Origin of the sequence: Myxococcus sp. AM010, assembly GCF_013372585.1 — a bacterium.
Taxonomy (GTDB): domain Bacteria; phylum Myxococcota; class Myxococcia; order Myxococcales; family Myxococcaceae; genus Myxococcus; species Myxococcus vastator.
This window is the reverse complement of the sequence record NZ_JABXEO010000037.1, coordinates 29,736-53,768: the sequence shown is the minus strand read 5'-3', so window position 1 is coordinate 53,768 and position 24,033 is coordinate 29,736. Positions and strand designations below refer to the sequence as shown.

The window sequence follows — 24,033 nt, the reverse complement described above, 5'->3', positions numbered from 1 at the left end:
AGCGCGGCCTTCGGTGTCTTCAGGGATTGAGCAGGCAGGTTCGGAGTGCCCGCCCTGCGAGCGGCCCTGCGAGCGCCGCACAGGCGGTTGGGGTGTCCGAGGCCAGACGGATGGACAGATTTCCCCCCATGCGCCTCTGGATTGCCATCGCTGCTGGGTTGGGCCTCGGCCAGTCGCCGAGCGCGCCGGTCTTGATTCCCCCCGAGGACCCCTCCATCCGGGACCCGGCCGCCGCGGCGCTCCAGGACGCGAACCAGCAGGCGGCGGAAGAGATTGAAGGGCTGCGGCCCCCGGCGGGCTACGTCTACGAGCTGCCGGAGGATGCCTCGCGGCTCGACTTCGTGCTGACGCCCGTCCTGCCTGATGGTGCGCCACCGCCGACGACGGGACAGGTCGCCGCCGAGGAGGCCGCGCAGACCTACGAGCCGCTTCCCTCGCCCCTGGAGGCGCTGCAACAGGAGCAGGCCGCGCTGGGTGGGAGCGGACAGCAGACGGTGGATGACGGCACGGCGACGGGCCAGGACACCCCGGGTGGGACGGCGACGGGTGGCTCCGGTGTGGCCGGGCAGCAGGACGTGAGTGGCACTGGCACCGTCGGCCAGCAGGGCGTTGGGACGAGTGGTTCTGGCTACGCTGGTCAGCAGGACCTGAGCGGCACGGGCACGGGCGGCGCTGGTGACGTCGGTCAGCAGGACCTGAGCGGCACGGGCACGGGCGGCGCTGGTGACGTCGGGCAACAGGACCTCAGTGGCACGGGGTCAGGTGGCTCCGGCACCGTGGGCCAGCAGGACCTCAGTGGCACAGGGACCAGCGCTGACAACATGGGCACTGTCGCGCCTCAGGACCTCAGTGGCACCGGCACGAACACCGGCACCATCGGCCAGCAGGACGTGAGCGGAACCGGCACGAGCATCGGCAGCACCGGCACAGGTGGCGGCGGCGGCACATCCAGCGCTCAGACGGCCCCTCCGCAGGGCACCACCACGGACCTGAGCGGCACAGCGCCCTCCCTCGCCCCCGTGACGCCGGCCTTCATCGGCGGCTCCGAGCCCATTGGCCGCTCCGAGCCCATTGGCCGCTCGGAGCCCATCGGCCGCTCCGAGCCCATTGGCACGCCGCCCACCGTGGCGCCCGTGAACAACCAGCCGGGCACCGGCGGCGCGGGCGCACCGGCCACAAACCCGCCGCCGCCCGCGCAGCAGTTGGAGCAACTGCGCGAGCGAATGAAGCAGATTGAAGCCCAGCTCAACGAGCGCGACGCCGACCTCACCGTGCGCAACCAGGCCGTGCAACTCCAGGTGGACACCTACGGCGACCGCGCGGTCGACGTGGAGCAGGCGCGACAGGACCGGCTGACCCAGATTCAGACCGCCAGCCAGTGGATGCTCGCGGCGGACACGGCGCTGGAGCAGGGAGAGCTGGACGTCGTCAATGCGCTCGACATCGCCGACAACGCCTTCGCCGACTTGCGTGACAGCGCGGAGGAGGACGGCCAGGGGACCGTCGTCGTCCACGCGGAGCGCCTGCGTGCGGCGCTCAATCTCGCCCGCGGCTTCGTCAACAACCGCGACGGCTACAATGCCCGGCTCGCCCTCCAGGAGGCGGGCGCCCAGTTGAGCCTCCTCCGCGCCGCCAACCTGGAGCGGCAGGCCACGGGCAACGTGCTGCTCAATCCGTGAACGACGGCGTCGCCGCCACGGGGGGACTCTGCGGCCGGGCGATGAGATAGCCCTGCACGAAGTCCACCCCGTGCGCGCGGACCCAGCGCAGCTCCTCGTGCGTCTCGATGCCCTCCGCCACCGTGCAGATGCCCAGCGTCCGCGCAATCTCCAGGAGCTTCTCCACGATGGAGCCCTTGTACGGGTCCAGGTGGACGTCACGCACCAGCTCCATGTCCAGCTTGATGATGTCCGGACGCAGCTGGTGGATGAGGTTCAGCGACGAGAAGCCCGCCCCCAGGTCGTCCAGCGCCACCTGGAACCCCGCCTTGCGGTAGAAGTCCACGATGCCGCGCAGATGCTCCGCGTCCGCCGTCTGGTCCGTCTCGATGATTTCAAACACGACACGCTCCGGCGGAATGCCCGCCGAGTGGATGGCCTCCACCGTGGAGCGAAGACAGAACGTGGCGTCGTAGATGGCCGTGGGCGTGAAGTTGATGAAGAGGTGCGTGTCCAGCCCGTGCTTCACCGCCTGCCGGATGGCCGTGGTGCGCGCCGCCAAATCCAACTGGAACAGCAGGTCCGCCTCGCGCGCCGTCTGCATCATCCGTCCGGGCGACACCAGCGCGCCGTCCGGCTCCAGACCCCGCATCAACGCCTCGTGCGCGAAGATGCGGCCGGTGTCCCGCGCATGGACGATGGGCTGGAAGTGCGTGGTGAGCCGCTCTTGGGAGAGCAGGTCCACCAGCCACCCCGCCCGCGTCCGCGTGACGAGCCGCAGGAGGGAGTCCACCCGGGGATAGTCCCCCAGCCCAGGCTCCGCCTCCCCCGGCATGAACAGCGCCCGGGTGGCCCGCGTCTCCTCCTGCGTGAGCGCGGCCAACAGGTTCGATGCCAGAGGCGACAACGCCGCCTCCGGCACCCGCACCTCGACGCAATGGGCCTCGGCGCGCACCTGGACCTCGTGCCGCGCCTCCCGGAGGAAGGACAGCAGCCGCCCCTGGCTGTGTCCCACCGGGCTCCACAGGAACAGTCGCCCGGCGCCCTCCGTGGTGGGAGGAAGCGTCTGGCACCTGCCGCAGGACCGCGTCGGGGTGTCGCTCATCCAGACAGCCTACTCCGTCGTCTCGCGGAAGATGAGCAGGCCTCGCGAGGAATCCGTCGCATACACGAAACCGTCGCCCGGCACATGCACCTTGCTCAGGCCTTCCAGGAACGCGACGCCGTGGCCCGCGTCCGTCTCCCGCCAGGTGTTGTAGTACCCCACCTGCTGGGGCGAGCCGGGGACGGACACATCCACGATGCGCAGGCCGTCCTGACCATAGGCCAGGTAGACCTTCGTCCCGGCGAACGCCACCGCGCGGATGGACACCTCCGGGCGCATCCGGAACTCCCCCGTCCGGGCCACCGTGGCCGGCGCGCTCACGTCCAGCACGCTCAGGTGCGCGCCCCAGTCCTCGCCCGCATCGAACGCGTAGGGCCGGTCTCCCACCATGCCGACCGCCGTGGCGCGCGACGGGGTGTTGGCGAAGCGGCCCAGCAGCTTCGGGCGCGACGGGGTGGTGACGTCCGAGACGGACATGCCGAAGGACCAGTTGCTCACGTAGAGCCGGCCGCCCATCGCCGCGACGTGCAAGGGCACCTCACCCGCCAGCGGCTCCGCGCCCTCGACGAAGTACCGCGTGAGCTGCTTCGGCTCCGCGGGCGTGGCGACGTCGTAGACGTACACCTCCGAGTTGGGCGCCGGAGACGCCGCGTACAGGACGGCTCCGTCCAGCGCGAGGGAGTTCACCTCCACCACGGACTCGGGGACGGAGCGCAGGCGGACGGGCACCGCCGGGTTGGTGATGTCGAACACGATGACGCCGCTGCGGCGGCTGCCCACGTAGAGCGTGCTCCCGTTCACCAGCGCGTCCGTGAAGAAGTCGTTGGACGGCTCGGACAGGCGGACCTGGCGCGGCTGCGCGGGGTCGCTCAGGTCGAACACGATGAGGCCCTTGGCCCCCGCCGTCACGTAGGCGTGGCCATGGGCCACCGCGACGTTCGTGGCCGTGGCGTCCGTCAGCTTCACCTCGCCGACCAGCGCCACGCCGGAGCGCTCCTCTTCACCCGCGCGGCGGCCCACCCGGACGGCATCGAAGGTGCCCTTCAGGTCCGCCGTCCCGTTGGCGCAGCGCCGGAAGATGCCCGACATCTGCCCGGGCCCGGTCGACGAGCACCCGGCGGCGGCGAAGCGGATCGTCAAGCCGTTGGCGTCCTGGAACTCGCTGGCCAGGAAGAACGACTCCGGGGTGCTCTGCCGCTCCGTGGCGGCGACGCCCAGCAGCATCTGGGTGTTGCTGCCCCCTCCCGACAACCGCATGGCGGCCGCGGCACCAGAGCCGTCGTTGAGGTTGATATTGAGGTTCCAGATGCCCTCGGGTTGTACGGCCGCGAGGCTTGAAAGCTGGCAGGCCGACACATCGATGGCCTCGACCTGACACTCCGCCTTGGGAGCGGACGGATTGTCATTGCCGCAAGCGGTGGCGAGCGCCAGGGTGCTGGTGAATGCGAGGAGGCGTTTCATGCCCCCTGCATATCATCCGGCGCCAGCACCCGACGAAACAGCGCGCTCCTCCGGCCTCCAAGGGAGCGATGCCCACCGCCCGTCAAGTAAACGGAAAGAAATCGTCGGGGCGCTTGTATACCCGGGCCGCTGGGAGGCAGCCTCCCAGGCAGGTGTAGTCTTGCCGGTACCCCACCCACAGAGGTGCCTTCAGTGAACCCCCGTCCCCTCGCCGCAGCCCTGCTCGTCCTGCTCTTCCCGGGGCTCGCGCTTGCCCAGTTCTACGTCGTGCCCCGACGGCCCGGGAAGACGGCGGTGAACAGCTACGTCTTCGAGTGGCGACACACGGACATCCTCGTCGGCCCGGGGGCCACGGGTCTGGCGGAGCCTGCCGAGCGGACGGCGCACGAACAACCACCGAAAAGCCCAGGCGGCGCCAACCCGGGCGCGCCCACCACCTCGCCGGACGTGGGCGACACGAAGGCGCCTCCCGCCGGTCCGCCCTCGGAGGCCACGGAGGGCCCATCCGAGCCCCAGTCCCAGACGGGGCTGCCCGGCAGCACGCCGGTGGTGATCGGGGGCGCGACCGACGCGGGCGTACCGCCCTTGACGACGGGTGAAGACGGGGGCGGCCCGGAGCGGGGCCTGGCGGCCTCGGACGCGGGGACGGAGGACGGCGGCGCCCTGGCCGCGGCCGACGCGGGGACGGCGGATGGCGGCGCCCTGGCCACGGCCGATGCGGGGGCGGCGGATGGCGGCTCGCTGGCGGCCGGTGGCACCGACGGCGGCGAGCAGGACGCGGGCGCCACCTACCTGATGGCCAGCGACCCCGATGACGGCGGGACGGTGCTGGGCGGCGGCCAGTCGGTGTTCGCGGGCGCGGACGGTGGGTTCAACTACACCTACGCGAAGTCGCTGGGGGACAAGTCGGGCGGTGTGCGCTTCTACTTCTATGAGCGTGAGCGCATGGTGGCCGAGCGCGCGGCGCCGCTCATCGAGGAGGCCTACCGGTACCTGGTGGACCAGTTCAAGTACGTGCCCACCAAGACCTTCCCCTACATCCTCTACAGCAGCTACCAGGAGTTCCTGCAGACCAACCTCTTCGCCGTGTCCGAGGGCACGCTGGGGCTCACCAGCACCGGCGAGGACCTGAAGCTGACGCTGCCGTACCTGGGTGACCACCGCCTCTTCGAGGAGGTCAGCACGCACGAACTGGCGCACCAGTTCACCATCCAGAAGGTCCGCACCGTGGCCGAGCAGGCCAAGATGTTCGGCGACCCGCTGCAGGCCATCCCGCTGTGGTTCATTGAAGGCCTCGCCGAGTTCTACGCCAAGCGCGGCATGGACCCGGAAGCGGAGATGCTGGTGCGGGACCTGCTGGTGAACCCGGACCTCTTCAAGGGCTACGCCTTCCTCGACTTCTTCTCCCCCGGGCCCTACGGCTACCTGTGGATCTACAAGGTGGGCCAGGTCCGCGTGTCCTTCCTCGAGGAGGAGTACGGCGCCGGCTTCATCCAGCGCGTGCTGGAGGAGTCGCCGCGGCTGGCGGGTGGCTCGCGCGACTCACCGTCGCTCAAGTTCGAGGAGCTGCTGGAGCGGCTCACCGGTGACAACCCCAAGCGCATCTCCGCGCGGTTCGAGAACTGGCTGAAGCGCCGGGCCTTCAAGACGTACCTGGCATCCGAGCAGTCCGCGCCGTCGCTGGACCTGCTCGACAAGGCGCCTGGCTACACCACCGCCATGGCGTCCTCCCCTTCGGGCAACGTGCTGGGGCTGCGCACCATCGTCCCGGAGACGGGTGAGAGCCGGCTGTACATCATGGACCCGCGCGTGCCGGACAAGACGGTGAAGGTGGTGGGTGACGGCGTGCCGGGCGTGGAGTCGCTGCACCCCATCTCCGGGCGCAGCTTCGCGCTGACCAACGACAAGCTGGCCTTCATCGCCGAAATCACCGGGCGCGACGTCATCTACGTGCAGGACTACACGCACAAGTCGGAGCAGCGCGGCTCGGACGTGCTGGTGCGCCGCAACGCCATCCGGACCGGCATCGACCGGGAGGTGGGCCTGGTGGTCGACCTGAGCCTGGGTGGCCGGACCGCGTACCGCATCGACAGGCACGGGCTGCTCGCGGCGTACTCGCCGGCCTTCTCGCCCGACGGCCGGTGGGTGGCGTTCATCGGCATCAACGACGCGGGTCTGCGGGACATCTACGCCATCGACCTGCAGGCGGGCCCGGACGCCCCGCCGCTGCAGCTCACCGACGACGTGTTCTCCGAGCGCGAGGTGACGTGGGGGCCCTCCGGCGTCATCTTCACGTCGGACGCGACGTCCCACCGCCAGTTCAACCTCTTCCGCGTGCGCCCGGACGCGCCCCGGCAGGTGGAGCGCCTCACCAGCGAGGAGCGGGACCACACGGCCCCGGTGGCCCTGGCGGACGGACGCCTCTTCTTCACCGCCTTCAACAACAGCAGCTCCGATTTGCACGAGCTGACGAAGGACGGCCGCATCGTGCGGCGCACGGACCTGACGACGGGCGTCTTCGAGCCCGGCCCTGGCCCGGACGGCGGCCTGTGGATGCTGTTCCACGTCTCCGGTGAGCGCCGGCCCGCGGTGCTGCGCCCGCCGCGCATGCTGGCGCTGGACGTGCCCGCCGAGCCGCCGCCGGAGCCGCCCAACCCGCTGGCGGTGCGGCCCCTCACGGACGCGCAGAACTACGAGCCCTTCACCCGGCAGAACCTGGAGTTCGGGCCCTTCTTCGGCTTCGCGGGCGCGGGCGGCGGCGGCTTCGTGGGTCAGCTGTTCGCGGCGGCCAGTGACCGCATGAAGGACCACCAGTTCCTGCTCACCCTGGCGGTGTACGGCAGCTTCGACCTGACGGACGGCTACCTGCTCTACGTCAATGACAAGTCGCGCATGACGTGGGGCGGCGGCCTCTTCCAGTCCCTGCGCTTCCGCGTGGACCGCACCTTCGAGGGCGAGGAGGGCTCGCAGAACGCCTTCTTCACGTCGGGTGAGCGCTTCTTCGGCGCGCTCGGCAGCGTGCGCTACCCGCTGAGCACCTTCCTGTTCGTGCAGGGCGACCTGGCCATCGGCGGCACCCGGTACTTCCTGGACGACTACACGGAGTTCGAGCTGTTCTTCCCCGAGCGCAACGCGGCCAACCGGGAGCTGCTGACGGAGTGGAACGCGCGCAACCGCTCCATCCGCTTCCAGACGGAGCTGAGCGGGCAGTTTGGCTATGACAGCCTGAAGTACCACTACGCCACCGGCCCGCTGTCCGGCAGCGCGGCCATGCTGGAGACCACGGTGGGCGTGCAGCCCTTCGACAACCAGGCCTACGGCAACGTGCGCGTGGACGCGGAGCGCTACTTCCCCATCTACGGCCGCGCGAACATCTTCATCCGCGGCGGCCTGGGCACCACGCTGGGAGGCCAGTACGCGCGCTCCTACTTCCTGTCCTCGTTCGACACGCTGCGCGGCGTGAACTTCGGCGACATCCAGTGGCTGCTCGGCCGACACTACGTCTACTCCACTCTGGAGGCGCAGCTGCCGCTCAACGACATCATCCGGGTGGCCTTCCTCAGCGACCTGGAGGCGATTGCCGCCATTGACGCGGGCGGCGTCGGCGAGGGCCGGGATGACCTGTGGAACCACCGCGTGGTGAACGGCGTCGTCGGCTTCAACCTCGCGCTGGGGCCGCTGCTGCTGCGGCTGCACTTCGCCCGGCCGTTCGACGTCGGCGCCGCGGCGGGCCAGCCGGACCCGGGCTGGGTGACGAACTTCTCGCTGGGCATCGCGGGCCTCAACGGCTTCTTCGACCAGGCGAACACCGGGAAGAGCGTCGGCCCGGCGCCGACGCCCATGTCACCGGCCCTGATGCCCTCCCTGGGAGGCGGCTACACCGCGCCGCGCCGCTGAGGCGGCGTCAGGACTGCGCGGCGACGAGGGCGGCGTTGGCTCGGGCCATGGGCCCTCCCTCCATGGGGATGCGCTCGAAGTCGCCGCGCAGCGCCTTGATGGCGAACTTCTCCAGGTCGATTTCCCGGCGGGTGCGCACGCCCAGCACGCGCAGCAGCTCCGACAGCGGGCTGAAGCCGGACAGGCTGTGCTGGAGCAGCATGCCCCCCGCCACCGCGGTGAGCCGCCGCCAGCGGCCGCCGTCCCGCCGGCCCAGCAGCAGGCCCAGCAGGCCCAGGGCGGACGTACCCACGGCGAGGGCGCGGTTGATGTCCCACTCGCGCTCCAGCCGGGCGAGGTAGCGCGTCATCTCCGCGCGGTCCCCCTTCTCCGCCATGTACCGGACGCAGCGCTCCACGTGCTCGTCGATGCGCCGGTTCACCACCAGCGGCGTGTGGACACGGACGGTGTCGGACGACGTCTGGTTCCACGATTCCATATGAGGCCCTCTCTCCCTGAAGCGGCGCGCCCCCTCTTCTCTAGAAGCTAGGACCGCCGCCCCACGCCGTGCACAGCCCACCCGAGGAAAGAGGCCCCGTTCAGCCCGGCCGCCTGCCCCGCCAGGGACCCCTTCGCGTCCCATTCCCTCCAGGGAGGGACAAGCAGCCAGGTTGGGTAATCCGTTTCCCTTGCACGCGACGGCGAGTGCCTGCGCGCCGCCTCGAGCGTTCACTCGCCACCAAAGGGTTGCCCAGGAGGCGGGCACAACCGTTGCTTTGGGCCAGGGGTGATGACTTCTTCTCGATTGCTGCTGTGCCTGCCGCTGCTGAGCCTGTGGGCTTGTGATGGAACCCAGGCGGAGCGGCCCCCGTCCCTCCAGGACCCTCCGGGCGTGGAGAATCCGCGCCTTCCGCCTGGCGAGGAGGAGCCGCCGCCGACGCAGCCACCGCCTCCTGTCGACCCGCCTCCTGTCGACCCGCCGCCGGTGGAGCCGCCCCCCGAGCCGCCGCCGCCCGTGCCGGAGACGGAGCGGCCCTTCGCGATGCCGCCCGCGCAGACGTCGGTGCCGCGGTACGAGCTCATCATCCCCGAAGAGACGATGCGGATGTTCGAGGCGGACCCTTGGACGCCGGAGCAGGACGGCCTCTTCAAGGCGAACGGGACGACGTACCGCGTGCAGGTGCGTCTGCGGGGCGCCTCCGCGCGCTTCTTCCCGAAGAAGAGCTGGAACGTGAGCTTCGAGGACGGCGTGCGCTTCGAGGGGCGGACGTCACTCAACCTCGTGGCCGAGTACGCGGACGCGACGCTGCTGGCGGAGAAGCTGGCCTTCGACCTGCTGGAGGCCATGCGCGTCCCCGCGTCGAAGGGCACGCTGGTGCGGCTCGACGTCAACGGCGTGTACCAGGGCGTGTTCCTGGAAATCGAGCAGGTGAACAAGGCCTTCCTGCGAGCGCACTCCTACGCTGACACGGATGCAACCATCTACCGGTGCGGCTGGAAGGACTGCGAATTCAAGATGGTGAAGGTGCCGTACCAGGGTGACTGGGCGAAGAAGACGAACGAGTCCCAGCCGGACGACAAGCTCTGGGAGATGGTGGGCGCCATCAACCACACGCCCGAGCCCCAGCTCGTCAGCGAACTGGAGAAGCGCTTCGAGCTGGAGCACTACCTGCGCGCCATGGTGATGGACGCGCTGATGTCCAACAACTTCGTGGAGGACTCGGAGAGCTACTTCATCTACGACCGCGCGGTGGCCAGGTGGTCCTACGTCCCGTGGGACCTCAACAACGTGGACTCGCGCTGGTGGTACCCCATCAGCGTGGAGGACATGAGCCAGAGCACCAGCAACATGCGCCACCCGCTGTTCAGCTTCACCCTCACCGACGCCTGGGTGGCGAAGATGTACGAGCAGCGCAAGCTGGAGACGGCCTCGTACCCCGGCTACCTGCCGGTGTTCTCCAACCTGGCCACCCGCGTGGTGATGAACCCCGTGCTGCGCGAGCGGCTGGAGGCGCGGCTGGACAAGGCGATGGAGGAGCTCTTCACCAGCGAAGTCATGGACGCGCACATCGACACGCTGCACGCGCTCATCGACCCGTACATGCGTGACGACCCCTTCATGGACTACGGCCGCTTCTCCGCGGGCCGCGCCTACCTGAAGCGCTACGTGCGCGAGCGCCGCGGCTTCATCTTCAAGGAGCTGGAGCGGCTCGCGGAGCAGCGGCCCACGCTGGTGCTGGAGGCCGTCCACCCGCGCGAGGGCTGGGTGGAGGTGGGCAACCGCACCTCGGCGCCCATCTCCCTGGCGGGCATGGTGCTGACGACGCAGCTGCGCATCAGCCTGGCGCAGAGCCCCAGCCACCTGCCCACCCAGGTGCGCGCGCCCATCGGCGCGGTGCTGCCGGCGCTGACGGTGGCCCCGGGGCAGCGCGTCCGCCTCGACACCGCGCAGCTGGGCATCCAGATGCCCGCCAACGGAGAGATTGGCCTCTTCGACGGGCGCTCCGTGGTGGGCGTGAAGGACCTGCTCTTCTACGGCGACCTGGGCGCGGGCAAGCGCTACGAGCGCGGCGCGAAGGGCTGGGAGGTGCGCTGAGCGCCGCGCGGGTGGTTCAGGGCCGCATGCGGACCTCCAACGTCCGCTTCGCGCTCAGTCCCCGGTCATCGGTGACGAGAATCTCGTGGGAGCCCACGGACGGCGTCCACCACACGCGCTCATCGGCGCGCGCCGTCCCCAGCAGGGCCCCGTCCACGAACCACGTCAGCGCCCGCTCGTGTGAGGCCTCCGCCTCCAGCGGCACCTCCTGTTGCGAGGCCGGGACGCCGGGAATCAGCACGGCCACCTGTCCCGGCGCGGGGGAGACGATGGACGGGGCCGCGCGCGCGCCACCAGGTTCGCAGCCAGGCGCGGCGGCGGGCGGCTCCGGCAGGCGCCGGTGCTGCTCCTCCAGCCAGCGGCGGATGGTGGCCGGCCACGTCACGTACACCCGCGTCTGCGTCTTCCGCCCCGTCCGGCACATGGGGCCCACCGACAGCCCCGTGGCCACGTCCACCTCCACGTGCTGGTGGTACGGGCAGCGCGCCGTGGGCACCGCCGAGCGCCGCGCGTAGACGTGCTTGCGCTGCACGCAGGCGTCCGTCGGCAGGTGCCCCGAATAGGCGCAGACCTCCACCACGGCCAGGTCCTCGGGTGCATTCATGCTCTCGTCCGGCAGGTTGAGGCCGCGCGGGCCCACGCCCTCCAGGATGTCGAACAGCACCGGCCCCGCCGCATCCGCGCCCACCAGGTGCACGCTGGGCGTGTGGTCGAAGTTCCCCAGCCAGACGACCGCCGTGTGCCGGGGCCCCGAGCCCGCCGCCCACGCGTCGCGGTGGCCAAAGCTGGTGCCCGTCTTCCAGTGCACGCGCGCCGGCATGCCCGTCAGCCGCCGGCGCGCCGGGAAGTCTGGCCGGTCCTTCAGCGACAGCGCCCGGCGTGTCAGCCACGCCGCGCCGGGGGACAGCACCTCCACCGGAGCGCCCGCCTTCTCGTCCAAGAGGAGCCGCAGCGGCGGCGCGCGCCCGTCCTCCGCGAGCGCGACGTAGATGCCCGCGAGCTCCAGCGGCGTCAACTCGATGCCGCCCACCGCCGCGGACAGGCCGTAGTAACCGGGCTCCTGTACCAGGCTGGTGACTCCCGCCGCTTGCAGCGCGCCCAGGAAGCGCTCCACGCCCACGCGCTCCAAGAGCCGCACGAAGGGCATGTTGAGCGACTGGGACAGCGCGTACTCCAGGCGCACCAGCCCCTGGAAGCGACCGTCGAAGTTGCGCGGCGCATAGCCGCCGTAGGCCGTGGGCACGTCCGCCACCAGCTGCTCTGGCCCCACCATCCCCAGGTCGATGCCCATGGCATACAGCAGGGGCTTGAGCGCCGAGCCCGGTGAGCGCGGCGTGGCGAAGCCGATAATCTGTCCGCCGTGCTTCGGGTCGAAGAAGTCGAAGTTGCCCACCAGCGCGAGCACCTCCGCCTGCTGCCGGTCCACCACCACCGCCGTCCCGTTGTGGATGCCCCGCGGCGCCAATCCCAGCGCCGCGTCCCGCATCAACCGCTCCACCATCCGCTGCGTGCCGGCCTCCAGCGTGGTGCGCAGCCGGGCCTGCACCGGGTGCTGCGTGCGCAGCCACACCGCCACGTGCGGCGCCTCGCGGGGGAAGGGCGTCAGGTCCGTGGGCACCGGCGTGTCTCGCACCTCGCGCAGCACCGTCTCCGCTGACACGCGGGCCGCCTCGGGCCCTCGGGGAAGCGCCTCCACGTCCAGCAGCCTGCGCGCCACGCCGTCCCGCGCCGACTTCAGCCGGGACGTGTTCCGCGCCGAGGGGAAGCGCCGGTTCGGGTTCTGCGGCACCGCCAGCAGCGTGGAAATCTCCGCGGGGCTCAGGTTCGCCGCGGTGTGGCCGAAGTACGCCAGCGCGGCGGCCTCCACGCCCTCCACGTTGCGCCCATACGGGACGAACTGGAGATAGGCCGCGAGCACCTCCTGCTTGGACAACCGCACCTCCAGCTGCATCGCCCGGAAGGCCTCGATGACCTTCGACGTGAAGGTGCGGGGCCGCGGCTCCAGCACGCGGACCAACTGCATCGTCAAGGTCGAGGCGCCCGACACCCGCCGCCCCGTGGACAGGTTGCGCGCCGCCGCGCGCAGCACCGCCAGCGGGTCCACGCCCGGGTGGTGGAAGAAGCGCTTGTCCTCCAGGGCCAGCAGGGCCTGGACATAGTCCGGGTCCACGCGCTCCACCTGCGTGGGGATGCGCCAGCGCTCATCCGGGGCCAGGAAGACATGGGCCGGCGTGCCGTCGCGGTACTCCATCACCACCGACGCGGGCGCGAAGAGACGGGCCGGCAGGGGCACGCGCCAGGCCGCCGCCCACGCGGCCACGGTGAGGCCCAACAGCCCCAGGCCCGCGGGCAACAGCTTCCGGATGATTCGACGGGCACGGCTCATGAGGCGATGAATCCCTGGCATATGCTACGCGCCGATGAATGCCTTTGAAATCGACGCCATCCTGACGTCCATCCTCGACGACCGGCGGCTCACACCCACCGAGCGGCAGGCATTGCAGGCCGTCCTGGCGGAGCGGCGGGCAGGCGAGGCCCTGCTCACCCTCTTCCGCTCCCGGGCCTTCGCCCTGGCGCGCGCGTCGATGAAGGACGCGCGCTCCCGGGAGGTCATCTCCTGGCTGGAGGAGACGGTGCAGGCGCTGCACGCGCCCACGCCCAAGGAGACCTCGCGCATGGAGGCGCACTTCTCTCCGGGCGAGGGCCCGCTCAACGCCATCGTCCAGCAACTCCAGTCGGCGCGCGGCTCCATCGACGTCTGCGTCTTCACTGTGACGGATGACCGCATCACCCGCGCGCTGCTGGAGGCCCACCGTCGCGGCGTGCGGGTACGAATCGTGAGTGACGATGACAAGGCCATGGACCCGGGCTCCGACATGGAGCGGCTGGGGGACGCCGGCATCCCCGTCCGCCTGGACAGGACATCCGCACACATGCACCACAAGTTCGCCGTGTTCGACCGGCTGCGGCTGGTGACGGGCAGCTACAACTGGACGCGCTCGGCCGCCGAGCACAACCACGAGAACGTCCTGGTGTCCGATGACGCGCGGCTGGTGCAGCCCTTCAGCCGCGCGTTCGACGCGCTGTGGGAGACGCTCGGCTAGGAGCGTCTCCCCACGCCGCGCGCTACAGCAGGTTGTCCTTCCACGGCCCGGACACCTGAATCGTCCGCCCCGGCTCACGCGCCCACAGGCGCGGGTCATACATGGCCTCCGCCTCCGCCGACGGCAGCGTGAAGGCGCCCGCCGTCACCGCGCGCACCGCGTAGACGACCTTCTTCGACTCGCGAGGCCCCAGGCTGCCGAACACCTCCATCCGGTCATCGCGGATGTTCACGTAGTCCGCGGACCACAGAGACGCCGGGTCCACCCAGTCGGTGGCGCCCCCCCGGCCCAGGCGCGCGTTCTCGATTTCCCAGCCCGCCGGCAGCCGGTCCACCAGGGCGATGTTCTGCACGCGCTCGGCCGTAGTGTTGCGGAGTTCCAGCTCCACGTAGACGAGGTCCGCCAGCGCCACCGGGGCCTGCCCCATGGCCAGCACCGTGCCGTCCAGCTTGCGCCAGGTGCGGGTGAGCGCCAGGCCGTCGCCGCCCGTGCGGGGCTTGCTGTCCGAGCGCACGCCCTCGCTGCTGAGCACGAGGTACAGCCGCCCCTCGTCCTTGGACGTCACCTCCAACTGGAGCCCCTGCCGCTCGCTGGCGCGGGCCAGCGCCCACGTCCGGTCCGACGCGCGCACCGTCTTGTCCTGCACCGGCGTCAGCACCTTGCCGTCCGCCTTGAGCACCGGCGCGGAGAACTGGGTGGACGTGCCCTGCAGCCGCTTGCCCAGGCCGGTGATGCCCCACACCAGCTCCTGCGTCGTGTACCAGCTGCTGTGGTGCGCCTGGAGGGACTCGGCCACCATGCGCGCCAGCGGCTCGCCCGCCGCGTCCTTGCCGAACAGGTCCTGGAAGGTGCTCAGCATGAAGCCGCGGCGGCGCCGGTCCGAATAGAAGGACCAGTTGTTCTTCCGCTCGTCGGTGACAGGCGACAGGTCGGGGCTGCGCAGCTCCTTCTCGTAGCGCCGGTCGCCCGCCAGCCACAGCGAGGCCTTGAGCATGTAGTCCCGCTCCTGCTCCTCGCCCGTGAGCGCCTTCTGCTGCGCCTGCTTCGCCAGCGCGTCCACCATCTTCTGCACGCGCGCCTTGCGGCCCTTGCCGGCCACGGAGAGGACGTAGTGCATGTAGGCCTCAGCGCTGTCCGTGTACATGGCGTCGCGGCCCTGGCGACCCTCGAGCTTGTTCAGCTCTGTGGACATCCACGTCAGGGCGTCATCCAGCCGGTCCTGCGGCACGGGGTACTTCAGCTTCTGCGCGTCCAGCAGCATGTGCGTGGCGTACGCCGAGCCCCAGCCCACCGGCTCCGTGGCGCCCGGCCAGTAGCCGAAGCCGCCCGACGGCGTCTGCATGGACAGGACGCGGTTGATGCCCGCCAGCACCATGTCTCCCACGGACGCGCCCTGGGTCAGCGTGGGGTCCACGTCATTGACCAGCTCGGACACGTACAGCAGCGGCCGAGTGGAGGACGTCGTCTGCTCCACGCAGCCGTAGGGGTATTGCACCAGGTACGAGAGGTGCTGCAGTGAGCGCGCATACGGGTTGGCCGTCACCCACAGGGTGGAGCGCTCCGTCGTGGGCACCCAGCCCTGGAGGTACTGAGAGACGTCCGTCGTCCCCTGCGCCAGCTCAAGCTGCTGCACCTGGCGCTCGCGCGGGCCCGCCGGAGACAGCGGCACGTCCAGCGACTCCCGCGAGGTGTGGCCGCCGCCCTCCACCGTCACCGACAGCCGCGCCGCGCCCACCGCCTGCACCGCGCGGGCCTGGAAGACGAAGGTGTGGGACTTGCCGTCCGCTACCCGCGCCGTGCCCTCGCTCTTGCCCAGGAGCTGAAGCGGTGACGTGGCCACCGCGGGCATCACCAGCCCCGGCACCGGCAGCGACTCCGCGTGGAGCGTCACCTTCACGTCCTGCGCCTTGCCGGACAGGTTGGTGACGAAGACGGGCACCTGGATTTCGTCGTGCTGCGTGAGGAAGCGCGGCAGCGTCGTCTGGAGCACCAGCGGATCGCGCACCAGCACCTGGGCGCTGGCGCGGCCGATGCGCTGTGGGCCCGCCGTCACCGCCATCACCCGCACCGCGCCGCGGTACTGGGGCAGCTTGAAGGGCACGCGCAGCTTGCCGTTGGCCGGCACCGGCAGCAGGCCGCTCCACAGCGCCACCGGCTTGACGGGTTGCACGCGGCCGTCCGCGCCGCCCTCGCCGTCACCGCCCGTGGAGCGGGACGCGCCCCCCGGCGGCACCAGCAGCGTCCAGCCCAGCGTCTCGTAGGTCTCCACGCCCAGCGCCCGCCGGGAGAAGAGCTGCTTGAGCGGGTCCGGGCTCTGGAAGCGCGTGAGGGAGAGGATGCCCTCGTCCACCACCGCGATGGTGGCGAAGGTGGGGCCTTCCTGCGGGCCCAGCTCCAGGTCCACCGTGAAGGTGTCGTTGGAGCGCACCTCCTTGGGCACGTTCATCGTCACCGCCTGCGTGTACGCCACCGGCTCCAGCGTGACGCTGCCCACGCCGAAGGCGCGGTCCGGCATGAAGGCCTCGGCGGACTCCAGGTGCGGGTCCTTCACCAGGAAGGCGCTCACGTACACGTTGGGCGCGAAGGCGGACGGCGTGAAGCTCCACGAAACCTCGCCGGGCTCCACCGCCACCCATTGGGAGGCGAGCACGCGGTCCGTCTCCGCGGTGAAGAGCACGCGGCCCTTGTAGGGCGACTTCAGCTTCACGGTGATGGCCTGCCCCACGCGCCCCTTCGCCGGCAGCGCCAGGTCCAGCGAGGTGGGCTTGAGCGGGCGCGGCGTCTGGTCCACGCGCGAGCCCTCGCCCCACCAGTAGTACCGGCCCTCCCCCTCCAGCTCCAGGTCCGTCTGGGCCCCGCCCGAGCGCACGCGCACGATGTAGCCCGCGGCGTTCGCGCCCGGCGTCACGTCCAGCGAGAAGCGGCCGTCCTTCACCGTCACCGTGGAGCGGCCCTCGCGCACCGGGCGCAGGTAGCGCTGGTAGCGCTCGTAGCCCTCGTCCTCGTCGTAGAAGGAGCCGTACTCCTCCTCCAGGCGCAGGAACTCCACGTCCACCGACTTGGGCGCCTTGTCCGCGGCGGCCAGCAGCTTGCCGTCCCAGTCCACCACCACGCCCTTCACCGTGAAGGGCTTGCCGGCCTTGACCTTGTCCGTGCTGCCCTGGAGGCCCACGTAGTACGCCTCCGGGTGCACGGGCACCGTCACGCTGCCCAGGGTGGAGCGGCCGCTGCCCGACTCGAAGACGCTGGCCAGCGCGCTCAGCGCCCCGGCGCCCCGCAGGGCCCCCATGGCGCCCTGCGCCGGGCAACGAAGGACGGCCTGTCCCTTCGCGTCCAGCGTGCCCTGCACCTGTCCCAGCGTGACGGGGCGGGGCTCGCTGCCGTCCTGGCGCCACAGCCCGTAGGCGTACTGCGCGTTCTCCTTCGGCTTGAAGGCGGACGGAATCAGCCGGCACGTCAGCTCCACCGGGCTGCCCTCCGCCGAGCCACCGAAGAGGTACGCGGCCTCCACGCCCACCGGGACTTCCTCGCCCTGGAGGTAGCCGGCCTGCGAGGTGCGCGCCTCCACCTTCATGCGCTCCGGGACGAACTCCTCCACGCTGATGCTGTAGATGGCCACGTCGCGGTCCGCCACCTTCAACACCACGCGGTAGCTGCCCGTGTCCTGGAACGCCTCGAAGGGCAGGTCCAGCGTCACCAGGCCCGCCTCGTTCGTCTTCAGCGACACCTTCTTCAGCTCGCGCTCGCGCGGGTCCACGACCACCAGCTCCACCGGCATGCCCGTCGGCGGCGCCTTGTCGTCCTGCCCCCGCAGCACCGCGGCGAGGTGCGCCGTGTCGCCCGGGCGGTATACGCCCCGGTCCGACCACACCGACGCGCGGTAGGCCTTCTCGGAACGGTAGGGCTCGCCATGCACGTCCGCGTTGGCGATCTCCGTCTTCAGCTCGCTGTACTTGAGGTACGTCAGCTCCTCGCCGTCACGGGCGATGAGCGCGAAGGGCGCGCTGTCGTCGATGCCGGGCGCGGGCACCTGCAGCCGGCAGCCATCCGCCGCCACCGTGGTGCAGCGGGCGACCGACTCGCCGCTCTTCTTCACCAGGGAGACCTCCACGCCCGACAGCGGCTCGGTGCTCTCGATGCCCAGCGCCCACACCCAGACCTCGCCGGCGCCGTTGGAGCCCGGCTCGGACGCACCGCGCTTGGCCACCAGGCTCAGGTTGGTGAGGAGGATGCGGCTGGCCGCCGCGTGGTGGCTCTGCCTCGCGGTGATTTCCACCAGGCCCTTCGTGTTCGCCGGCACCAGGCTGGCTACGTCCACGTAGGTGGTCGTCAGCGTGTCCGGGGCCGACTTGAGCGCCAGCGTGCGCTTCGCCACCACGTTGGAGGTGCGCTCGTCCGCGCGCTCGCGGTGGTCGTCGCTCATCCAGAAGACGAGGTTCTCCGGCGGCACGTTGCGGACGGTGAGCTCCACCGAGTCCAGGTTGAGGTGCTGCAGCGGCAGGTTGCGCCACGCGCCTCGCGGCAGGTAACGGCCGGTGGTGGCGAAGGACAGCTGCGGCGAGCGCGCGGGGACGGCGAAGGCGTCCTCGTAGGTGGCCAGCAACATGCCGCCGCCCATCGAGCTCGTGCCCGCGTCGATGCGCAGCGCGTAGGAGCCGCGCTTGAAGTCACCGAAGATGCGGAAGCCTCGGCGCGACGGCGCGACCGAGACCTTGACGGCGGGCGTCAGGTGGATGGCCTCCGCGGCGACGCCGTCATCCAGCGTGCAGCCCTTGTTGCGGTGGTCCCAGTAGTACGGGTCATACCCATCCGTCTCGCGCGGAGAGGGCGGCGCGGCGCCGTCCACGTCCCGGCAGCTCACCTCGAGGTAGAACCCGGTGCTGCCCTGCTCCACGGAGACGCGGGTGATGTCCATGCGCTTGCCGGCGCGCAGCTCGAACGCGCCGCGCGCGGCGGGGGCCGTGGCCTTCGCCTGCGACGCGGCGGGCAGCCCCGCCTGGAGGCTGAAGTCCACCGTGCGGCCCTGCTTGAGCAGCCCGCCGGAGAGCTGCGCGCTGACGACGTTGCGCGTGGTCGGCAGGGTGCGCCACTTCACGTCGCCCACCACCTGCCCGCCCACCCGGAAGCTCGCCCGCGAGCGCAGGGCGGCGACGTCCACGGGGCCGGAGAAGACGGCCTCCACCTCCACGCGGCCCTTCACCGTGTCGAGCTGGCGCGGCACCATCCGGACGAACTGGAAGGGCGGCGTGGTGAACGCATGGGACCAGTCCCCTGCCGCGGGCGGCTTCACCACGCCCGAGTCCAACCCCACCGACGACACCGAGACGACGTACTTCGTGTCGAAGGCGAAGCCCGCGCCCGACGGCTTGAACGTCAGCGTGGACAGGGAGGACCAGGAGAGGTTGCCCGGTACGTCCGGGGTGATGGTGACGACGGTGTCCTTCGTCACCGAGCCGTCGTTGGGGCGCACCTCCCGCGGGAACTCAATGACGAGCTCCTCCGGCAGCACGTCACCGGTGGAGACCGCGCGGATGACGGGCGTCAGCGCCTCCGGCGAGGGGGGCGCCAGCGCCACGGCCGTCCCCGAGTCCGCGGGCTGCGCGGCGATGGGCGCCTGGGGCGGCGTCGCGGGCGTCTCCGTGGACTCCTGTTCCTTCTTGCAGCCTGCGAGCGTGGCGCTCACCAACATGGCCGCGAGGAGCCAGCGCGAGCGCTTCGCCCACGGTGGCTGCTGCGTGACGACGGACTGCGAACCCATGATTCCTCCAGAAGATGACGCGTGTTCTTCACGCGGCGTGCCGGAACCGGGCGCGCCAGGGAAGAGAGGGCTGTGGTCAGGCGCCCGCGGTTCTGACGCGTCCCCCGCGCGTCAGCGGACCCGCAGGGTGTCCAGGGTGCCACACCGGCCGTGGCCCCTGGGCGCCTGCGAAGGCTTTCAAGGCCCCCAGGCTATCGGAGTCCGCGGCGCAGCGGGACCTCCATCCGCGGTCATCGCGACGCGAGAAGGCGCTAAGGTGCCCCGCGCATGGTGCTGCCCGTCCGATTCGTCCTCATGCGCCCCCGCAACGCGGAGAACCTGGGCGCCGCCGCCCGGGCCCTGAAGAACTGCGGCCTGTCCGACTGGGTCTGGGTCCGCCCGGAGGTGGAGGACCTGGAGCCGGCGCGGAGGCTCGCCGTCCACGCCGGGGACGTGCTGGACGCGGCGCGGCGCGCGGACACGCTGGAAGCGGCCGTGGCGGACTGTGTCTGGGTGGTGGGGACCAGCTCGCGCAAGGTCGAAGGCAAGCGCCGGCTTCCTCCACGCGCGGTGGGCGAGGAGCTGGTGGCCCGGGCGCCCCAGGGGCCCGTGGCGCTCGTCTTCGGGGATGAGCGCAGCGGGCTCACCAACGCGGAGGTGGAGCGCGTGCATGACTTGTCCGCCGTGCCGACCGCGCCCGAGCAGCCCTCCATCAACCTGGCGCAGGCCGTGCTGCTGTACGCCTACGAGGTCCGCGTGGCGATGCTGGAGGCCGCCGCCACGCCGCCCGGCCCGCTGCCCGCGGCGGCCACGGACGTGGAGCTCGCGCAGGTGGAGTCCACGCTGGAGTCCGTCCTCACGACGGGAGGCTTCCTGGTGGACGCCCAGCCGGGCCGCACGGCGGTGCGGGACTTGTTCGCGCCGCTGCGGCGCTCACGGCTGACGCGGAAGGAGGCCCGCTTGTGGCTTGCCGCGCTGCACAGCCTGCGCAAGCGGCAGCCCGCGCGCTGACTAGACAGAGCGTGGCTTCTGGGGAATTCCCGTCCCCTTCCCCACGCCAATCCCGCCGGGCCCGGAGGTCGGCGGCCCCTTGCGCCCCGCCATGCGCATGGCGCTCCAGGCGAAGGCCGCGGCGACCACCACCAGCAGCAGGACCCACAGCCAGGTGGACGAGGAAGGGCCCGTCGTGGGCTCCCGGCCGATGGGCAGGGGCGCCTGCGCCTGTGACTGGGCGAGCGCGAGAACGGGGACCAGGAGCGTCAGGTATGGAATCCGGGTGCGCATGACGGGAAGGTGTCCACCGACGCACGTCCCCGCCCGTACTCCCAGAGGGCCACGCCGGCCGCGCGGGCACTGGCTGGCCGGCCGGGCGCCCCCCCACAAGCCGGCTCCAGCGCGCCGGGGTTCCATGGGCCTCCACAACTCCCGCTCCCGCCCCAGGCCGGGCCGGGTACAGTGCCGCGCCCATGCCTCGCAAGCCCGACAAGTCGAAGCCGCCGCCACAGCAACACAAACGCTGGGAGGGCAAGGAGAAGCCGGACTGGCTGTCGCGCGCGCTGGCCCGCGCGGGCGTCTTTCCCCAGAAGGAAGCGGAGGACGCCATCCGCGCGGGCCGCGTCAGCATCAACGGCCGCGTGGCGAAGATGGCCCTGGCGCCCGTGCCGCCGGGCGCCACCGTGAAGGTGGACGGCCACGTCGTGCCCCTGGAGGCCCCGTCCACGCGGGTGCTGGCCTTCCACAAGCCCGCGGGGCTGCTGTCCTCCACGGAGCGGCAGCACCGCACCGGCACCGTCTTCGAGGCGCTGCTGCCCCAGCTCCCGCCGGAGCTGGCCGGCTACACGTGGCACGCCGTGGGCCGCCTGGACGTGGACTCCACGGGCCTGCTGCTCTTCACCAACGACGACAAGCTGGTGGCCCACGCCACGTCCCCGGACACGCGCCTGCCCAAGCGCTACGTGGCCACCGTCTTCAGCACCGCGGATGACGACAAGGTGGAGCCCCTGCGCCGGGGCATGACGTTGGATGACGGCCTCGCCCGCCCCGCGAAGGTGAGCGTGCGGGACGAGCACACGGTGGAGGTGACGCTCACGGAGGGCCGGCACCACCAGGTGAAGCGGATGCTCGGCGCCGTGGGCCTGCCCGTGCGCGCGCTGCACCGCGAGGCCGTGGGCGGCGTGGACCTGGAGGGCATCCCCGAAGGCACCTTCCGGCTGCTGACGGACGACGAGGTCCGCGAGGGGCTCCGCTACGAAGGGCGCGCGCCCTCGGTCCCCTAGCCGCTTGCATTGGCTTCAAACGACCGGCCCGGTCGCGTACCGTCGCCCCCATGGCGGACTTCGACCTGGTGGTGATTGGCTCCGGCCCGGCGGGTGAGTGGGGCGCGGTACAGGCGGCGCTGGCGGGCAAGCGCGTGGCGGTGGTGGAGCGGGAGCCCGTGCTGGGCGGCACCGCGGCGAACACGGGCACCCTCCCCTCCAAGACGCTGCGCGAGACGGCGCTGCACCTGTCCGGCTTCCGGGCGCGAGGCCTCTACAGCGTGGAGACGACGCCGCGGCACGAAGCCACGGTGTCCGACTTCCTCTTCCGCGAACGGCGGGTGAAGGACATCGAGCGCGAGCGCATCGCCCGCAACCTCCAGCGCCACAAGGTGGAGATCATCCAGGGCACCGGCGCGCTCATGGACGCGCACACCGTCGTCGTCCAGCGCCAGGACTCCCCGGAGCGGCGCCTCACCGGCGGCACCCTCCTGGTGGCCACCGGCTCGTCACCGTACCGGCCGCCGCTGTACCCCTTCGAGGACCCGCGCATCCACGACTCGGACGAGGTGCTGGAGCTCGAAAGGCTGCCGCGCTCGCTGGTGGTGGTGGGCGCCGGCGTCATCGGCTGTGAGTACGCCTGCATGTTCGCCGCCATGGGCATCCCCGTGACGCTGGTGGAGTCGCGCGCGGAGCTGCTGCCCTTCCTGGACGACGAGTTCTCCGCGCTGCTCGGCCAGCGCATGGAGGCGCTCGGCATCCAGCTGCGCTTCGGGCAGACGGTGGAGAAGGTGGACGTGCCACGGGACGCGGACACCCCCATCCGGCTGCTGCTCTCCTCCGGCGCCGCGCTGGAGACGGACCAGGTGCTGGTCGCCTCCGGCCGCACCGCCAACACCGCGGGCCTGGGGCTGGAGGCCCTGGGAGTGAAGGTGGGCCCGCGCGGCCAGGTGGAGGTGGGCCCCACGTACCAGACGGCCCTGCCCCACCTCTATGCCGTGGGGGACGTCATCGGCTTCCCGGCGCTGGCCTCCACGTCCATGGACCAGGCGCGCATCGCCGTGGAGCACGCGTTCGGCCTGGGCGGCGTGCGCACCATGGCGCCGGTGCTGCCCTACGGCATCTACACCATCCCCGAGGTGTCGATGGCCGGCGAGACGGAAGGCGCCCTGCGCAAGCTGAACGTGCCCTACGTGGCCGGCCGCGCCGCCTTCGCCACCAACCCGCGCGGCCAGATTCTGGGGGACACGCACGGGCTGCTGAAGCTGCTCTTCCACCGGGAGAGCCTCAAGCTGCTGGGCGTGCACGTCATGGGGCCCCAGGCCTCCGAGCTGGTGCACGTGGGCCTCACGGCCCTGATGACCGGCTCCGGAGCCCGGCTCTTCGTGGAGACCTGCTTCAACTACCCGACGCTATCGGAGGCCTACAAGGCGGCCACCTTCGACGCGTTGGACCAGCTCAGCGGTTGCTCCTGAGGCTCCCCACCGTGAGGCCCGTGGCGAAAGGGGCCGCTTCGTGCAGGTCGTCCGCCGAGCCCCGCGCCAGCCGGGGCGCCTCGGCGGGCGCCTCCCGGGCCGGCGTCGGCGCCGCGGCGCCGCGGCCCCCTGCCCCTCCGAGCAGCTCCTGGATGCGCTGCCAGCGCGCCTTCTCCTCCACCATCAGCCGGGTGAGCTCCGCGCGAGCGGAGCCATCCTCCAGGTCGGAGGCGGCCGCCGCCACGCGGTCCAGGAACGGCATCAGGTAACCGAAGTCCCTGTCGAAGGCGCTGGAGTCTGGGTTCTTCGCCATTGCCGGGCACGCTAGCCCACTTCCCGGCAAGTGGGTGACTTCAGCCGTGGTACACGCGCGAGGCGACAATCTGGCCGTCGCGCACCTCGAAGACCTCCGCCACCGGCATGGGGGCCTCCCCTGGCGCATGGCGCAGGTACTCCATGAACACCCGGTCCTCGTCCGCGGTGAGGGCCACCAGCTCATACCGCAGCCCCGGCAGCCGGGCGTTGGCCGCCTTCCACCAGGCGGACAGCGCCTGCCGCCCCACCAGCCGCCCGCCCGTCTCCGGGTGCAGCACCCGGATTTTGGGTGACGTATGGGTGGCATCCTCGGCATAGAGCGCCACCAGCGCGTCCACGTCGTAGGCGTTGAAGGCGTCCAGCCAGGCTCGGGCCAGGGAGAAGTTTTTCGTCGCGCTCATCGTTAGAAACCCCAACTGAAAACGGCGCTGAGTAGGCGGAGGTAGGCTCA

The 24,033-nt window shown here is 71.2% G+C and carries 15 protein-coding genes; 7 read left to right on the top strand and 8 right to left on the bottom strand.

All coding sequences use genetic code 11. The features are described from left to right. The first annotated feature begins 128 nt into the window (after nucleotides 1-128). The gene (locus HV826_RS18400; protein ID WP_176418336.1) at nucleotides 129-1,679 is read left to right on the top strand and encodes a hypothetical protein; all 1,551 of its coding nucleotides are present in this window, start codon (nucleotides 129-131) and stop codon (nucleotides 1,677-1,679) included. On the opposite strand, the gene HV826_RS18395 is transcribed toward HV826_RS18400, so the two are convergent. Together HV826_RS18395 and HV826_RS18390 are read right to left on the bottom strand one after the other, a co-directional pair. Beyond that, nucleotides 1,669-2,763 (bottom strand): EAL domain-containing protein, encoded by a 1,095-nt coding sequence (locus tag HV826_RS18395; protein ID WP_176418335.1) that lies wholly within the window; start codon nucleotides 2,761-2,763, stop codon nucleotides 1,669-1,671. The genes HV826_RS18400 and HV826_RS18395 overlap by 11 nt on opposite strands. A gap of 9 nt (nucleotides 2,764-2,772) precedes the next feature. Continuing rightward, nucleotides 2,773-4,224 carry an LVIVD repeat-containing protein gene (locus HV826_RS18390; protein ID WP_176418334.1) on the bottom strand — a complete coding sequence of 484 codons (1,452 nt, stop codon included), beginning with the start codon at nucleotides 4,222-4,224 and terminating at the stop codon, nucleotides 2,773-2,775. 183 nt (nucleotides 4,225-4,407) lie between these two features. Between HV826_RS18390 and HV826_RS18385 the strand changes: the two genes are divergently transcribed. Further along, on the top strand, nucleotides 4,408-8,121 hold the full coding sequence (locus HV826_RS18385; protein ID WP_176418333.1) for a PD40 domain-containing protein: 3,714 nt from the start codon (nucleotides 4,408-4,410) through the stop codon (nucleotides 8,119-8,121). A 7-nt stretch (nucleotides 8,122-8,128) separates the two neighbouring features. Here HV826_RS18385 and HV826_RS18380 read toward each other — a convergent pair whose 3' ends face one another. Next, entirely contained in the window at nucleotides 8,129-8,599 is a 471-nt protein-coding gene (locus HV826_RS18380; protein WP_217917345.1) for a hypothetical protein, read from the bottom strand. A gap of 288 nt (nucleotides 8,600-8,887) precedes the next feature. Between HV826_RS18380 and HV826_RS18375 the strand changes: the two genes are divergently transcribed. Continuing rightward, nucleotides 8,888-10,696 (top strand): CotH kinase family protein, encoded by a 1,809-nt coding sequence (locus tag HV826_RS18375; RefSeq protein ID WP_176418332.1) that lies wholly within the window; start codon nucleotides 8,888-8,890, stop codon nucleotides 10,694-10,696. 16 nt (nucleotides 10,697-10,712) lie between these two features. On the opposite strand, the gene pbpC is transcribed toward HV826_RS18375, so the two are convergent. Then, entirely contained in the window at nucleotides 10,713-13,082 is a 2,370-nt protein-coding gene (gene pbpC, locus HV826_RS18370) for a penicillin-binding protein 1C (protein ID WP_176418331.1), read from the bottom strand. A 34-nt stretch (nucleotides 13,083-13,116) separates the two neighbouring features. Here pbpC and HV826_RS18365 point away from each other — a divergent pair, with 34 nt between their 5' ends. After that, complete coding sequence (locus HV826_RS18365; protein WP_176418330.1) at nucleotides 13,117-13,800, top strand: phospholipase D-like domain-containing protein; 684 nt, start codon at nucleotides 13,117-13,119, stop codon at nucleotides 13,798-13,800. A 22-nt stretch (nucleotides 13,801-13,822) separates the two neighbouring features. Here the strand turns inward: HV826_RS18365 and HV826_RS18360 are convergent, their stop codons facing one another. Then, entirely contained in the window at nucleotides 13,823-19,558 is a 5,736-nt protein-coding gene (locus HV826_RS18360; RefSeq protein ID WP_176418329.1) for an alpha-2-macroglobulin, read from the bottom strand. 267 nt (nucleotides 19,559-19,825) lie between these two features. Here HV826_RS18360 and HV826_RS18355 point away from each other — a divergent pair, with 267 nt between their 5' ends. After that, nucleotides 19,826-20,548, top strand: coding sequence for an RNA methyltransferase (locus HV826_RS18355; RefSeq protein ID WP_176418328.1), 723 nt, complete (start codon nucleotides 19,826-19,828; stop codon nucleotides 20,546-20,548). On the opposite strand, the gene HV826_RS18350 is transcribed toward HV826_RS18355, so the two are convergent. Next, nucleotides 20,549-20,821, bottom strand: coding sequence for a hypothetical protein (locus tag HV826_RS18350; protein ID WP_176418327.1), 273 nt, complete (start codon nucleotides 20,819-20,821; stop codon nucleotides 20,549-20,551). It lies immediately after the preceding gene. Nucleotides 20,822-21,003: 182 nt separating this feature from the next. Here HV826_RS18350 and HV826_RS18345 point away from each other — a divergent pair, with 182 nt between their 5' ends. Then, complete coding sequence (locus HV826_RS18345) at nucleotides 21,004-21,813, top strand: pseudouridine synthase (RefSeq protein WP_176418326.1); 810 nt, start codon at nucleotides 21,004-21,006, stop codon at nucleotides 21,811-21,813. Between the two features lie 50 nt (nucleotides 21,814-21,863). Next, nucleotides 21,864-23,267 carry a Si-specific NAD(P)(+) transhydrogenase gene (gene sthA / locus HV826_RS18340; protein WP_176418325.1) on the top strand — a complete coding sequence of 468 codons (1,404 nt, stop codon included), beginning with the start codon at nucleotides 21,864-21,866 and terminating at the stop codon, nucleotides 23,265-23,267. Here the strand turns inward: sthA and HV826_RS18335 are convergent. Together HV826_RS18335 and HV826_RS18330 are read right to left on the bottom strand one after the other, a co-directional pair. Next, nucleotides 23,251-23,580: a hypothetical protein gene (locus tag HV826_RS18335; protein ID WP_176418324.1), complete on the bottom strand. Its 330-nt coding sequence runs from the start codon at nucleotides 23,578-23,580 to the stop codon at nucleotides 23,251-23,253. The genes sthA and HV826_RS18335 overlap by 17 nt on opposite strands. A 40-nt stretch (nucleotides 23,581-23,620) precedes the next feature. After that, nucleotides 23,621-23,983 (bottom strand): nuclear transport factor 2 family protein, encoded by a 363-nt coding sequence (locus HV826_RS18330; protein WP_176418323.1) that lies wholly within the window; start codon nucleotides 23,981-23,983, stop codon nucleotides 23,621-23,623. Between the last annotated feature and the right edge of the window lie 50 nt (nucleotides 23,984-24,033).

Coding starts and splice junctions, on each gene's coding strand:
- HV826_RS18365 (WP_176418330.1), top strand. CDS start 13,117: ATGAATGCCTTTGAAATCGACGCCATCCTGACGTCCATCCTCGACGAC.
- HV826_RS18350 (WP_176418327.1), bottom strand. CDS start 20,821: ATGCGCACCCGGATTCCATACCTGACGCTCCTGGTCCCCGTTCTCGCG.
- HV826_RS18390 (WP_176418334.1), bottom strand. CDS start 4,224: ATGAAACGCCTCCTCGCATTCACCAGCACCCTGGCGCTCGCCACCGCT.
- HV826_RS18400 (WP_176418336.1), top strand. CDS start 129: ATGCGCCTCTGGATTGCCATCGCTGCTGGGTTGGGCCTCGGCCAGTCG.
- HV826_RS18380 (WP_217917345.1), bottom strand. CDS start 8,599: ATGGAATCGTGGAACCAGACGTCGTCCGACACCGTCCGTGTCCACACG.
- sthA (WP_176418325.1), top strand. CDS start 21,864: ATGGCGGACTTCGACCTGGTGGTGATTGGCTCCGGCCCGGCGGGTGAG.
- HV826_RS18355 (WP_176418328.1), top strand. CDS start 19,826: ATGGTGCTGCCCGTCCGATTCGTCCTCATGCGCCCCCGCAACGCGGAG.
- HV826_RS18335 (WP_176418324.1), bottom strand. CDS start 23,580: ATGGCGAAGAACCCAGACTCCAGCGCCTTCGACAGGGACTTCGGTTAC.
- HV826_RS18360 (WP_176418329.1), bottom strand. CDS start 19,558: ATGGGTTCGCAGTCCGTCGTCACGCAGCAGCCACCGTGGGCGAAGCGC.
- pbpC (WP_176418331.1), bottom strand. CDS start 13,082: ATGAGCCGTGCCCGTCGAATCATCCGGAAGCTGTTGCCCGCGGGCCTG.
- HV826_RS18395 (WP_176418335.1), bottom strand. CDS start 2,763: ATGAGCGACACCCCGACGCGGTCCTGCGGCAGGTGCCAGACGCTTCCT.
- HV826_RS18345 (WP_176418326.1), top strand. CDS start 21,004: ATGCCTCGCAAGCCCGACAAGTCGAAGCCGCCGCCACAGCAACACAAA.
- HV826_RS18330 (WP_176418323.1), bottom strand. CDS start 23,983: ATGAGCGCGACGAAAAACTTCTCCCTGGCCCGAGCCTGGCTGGACGCC.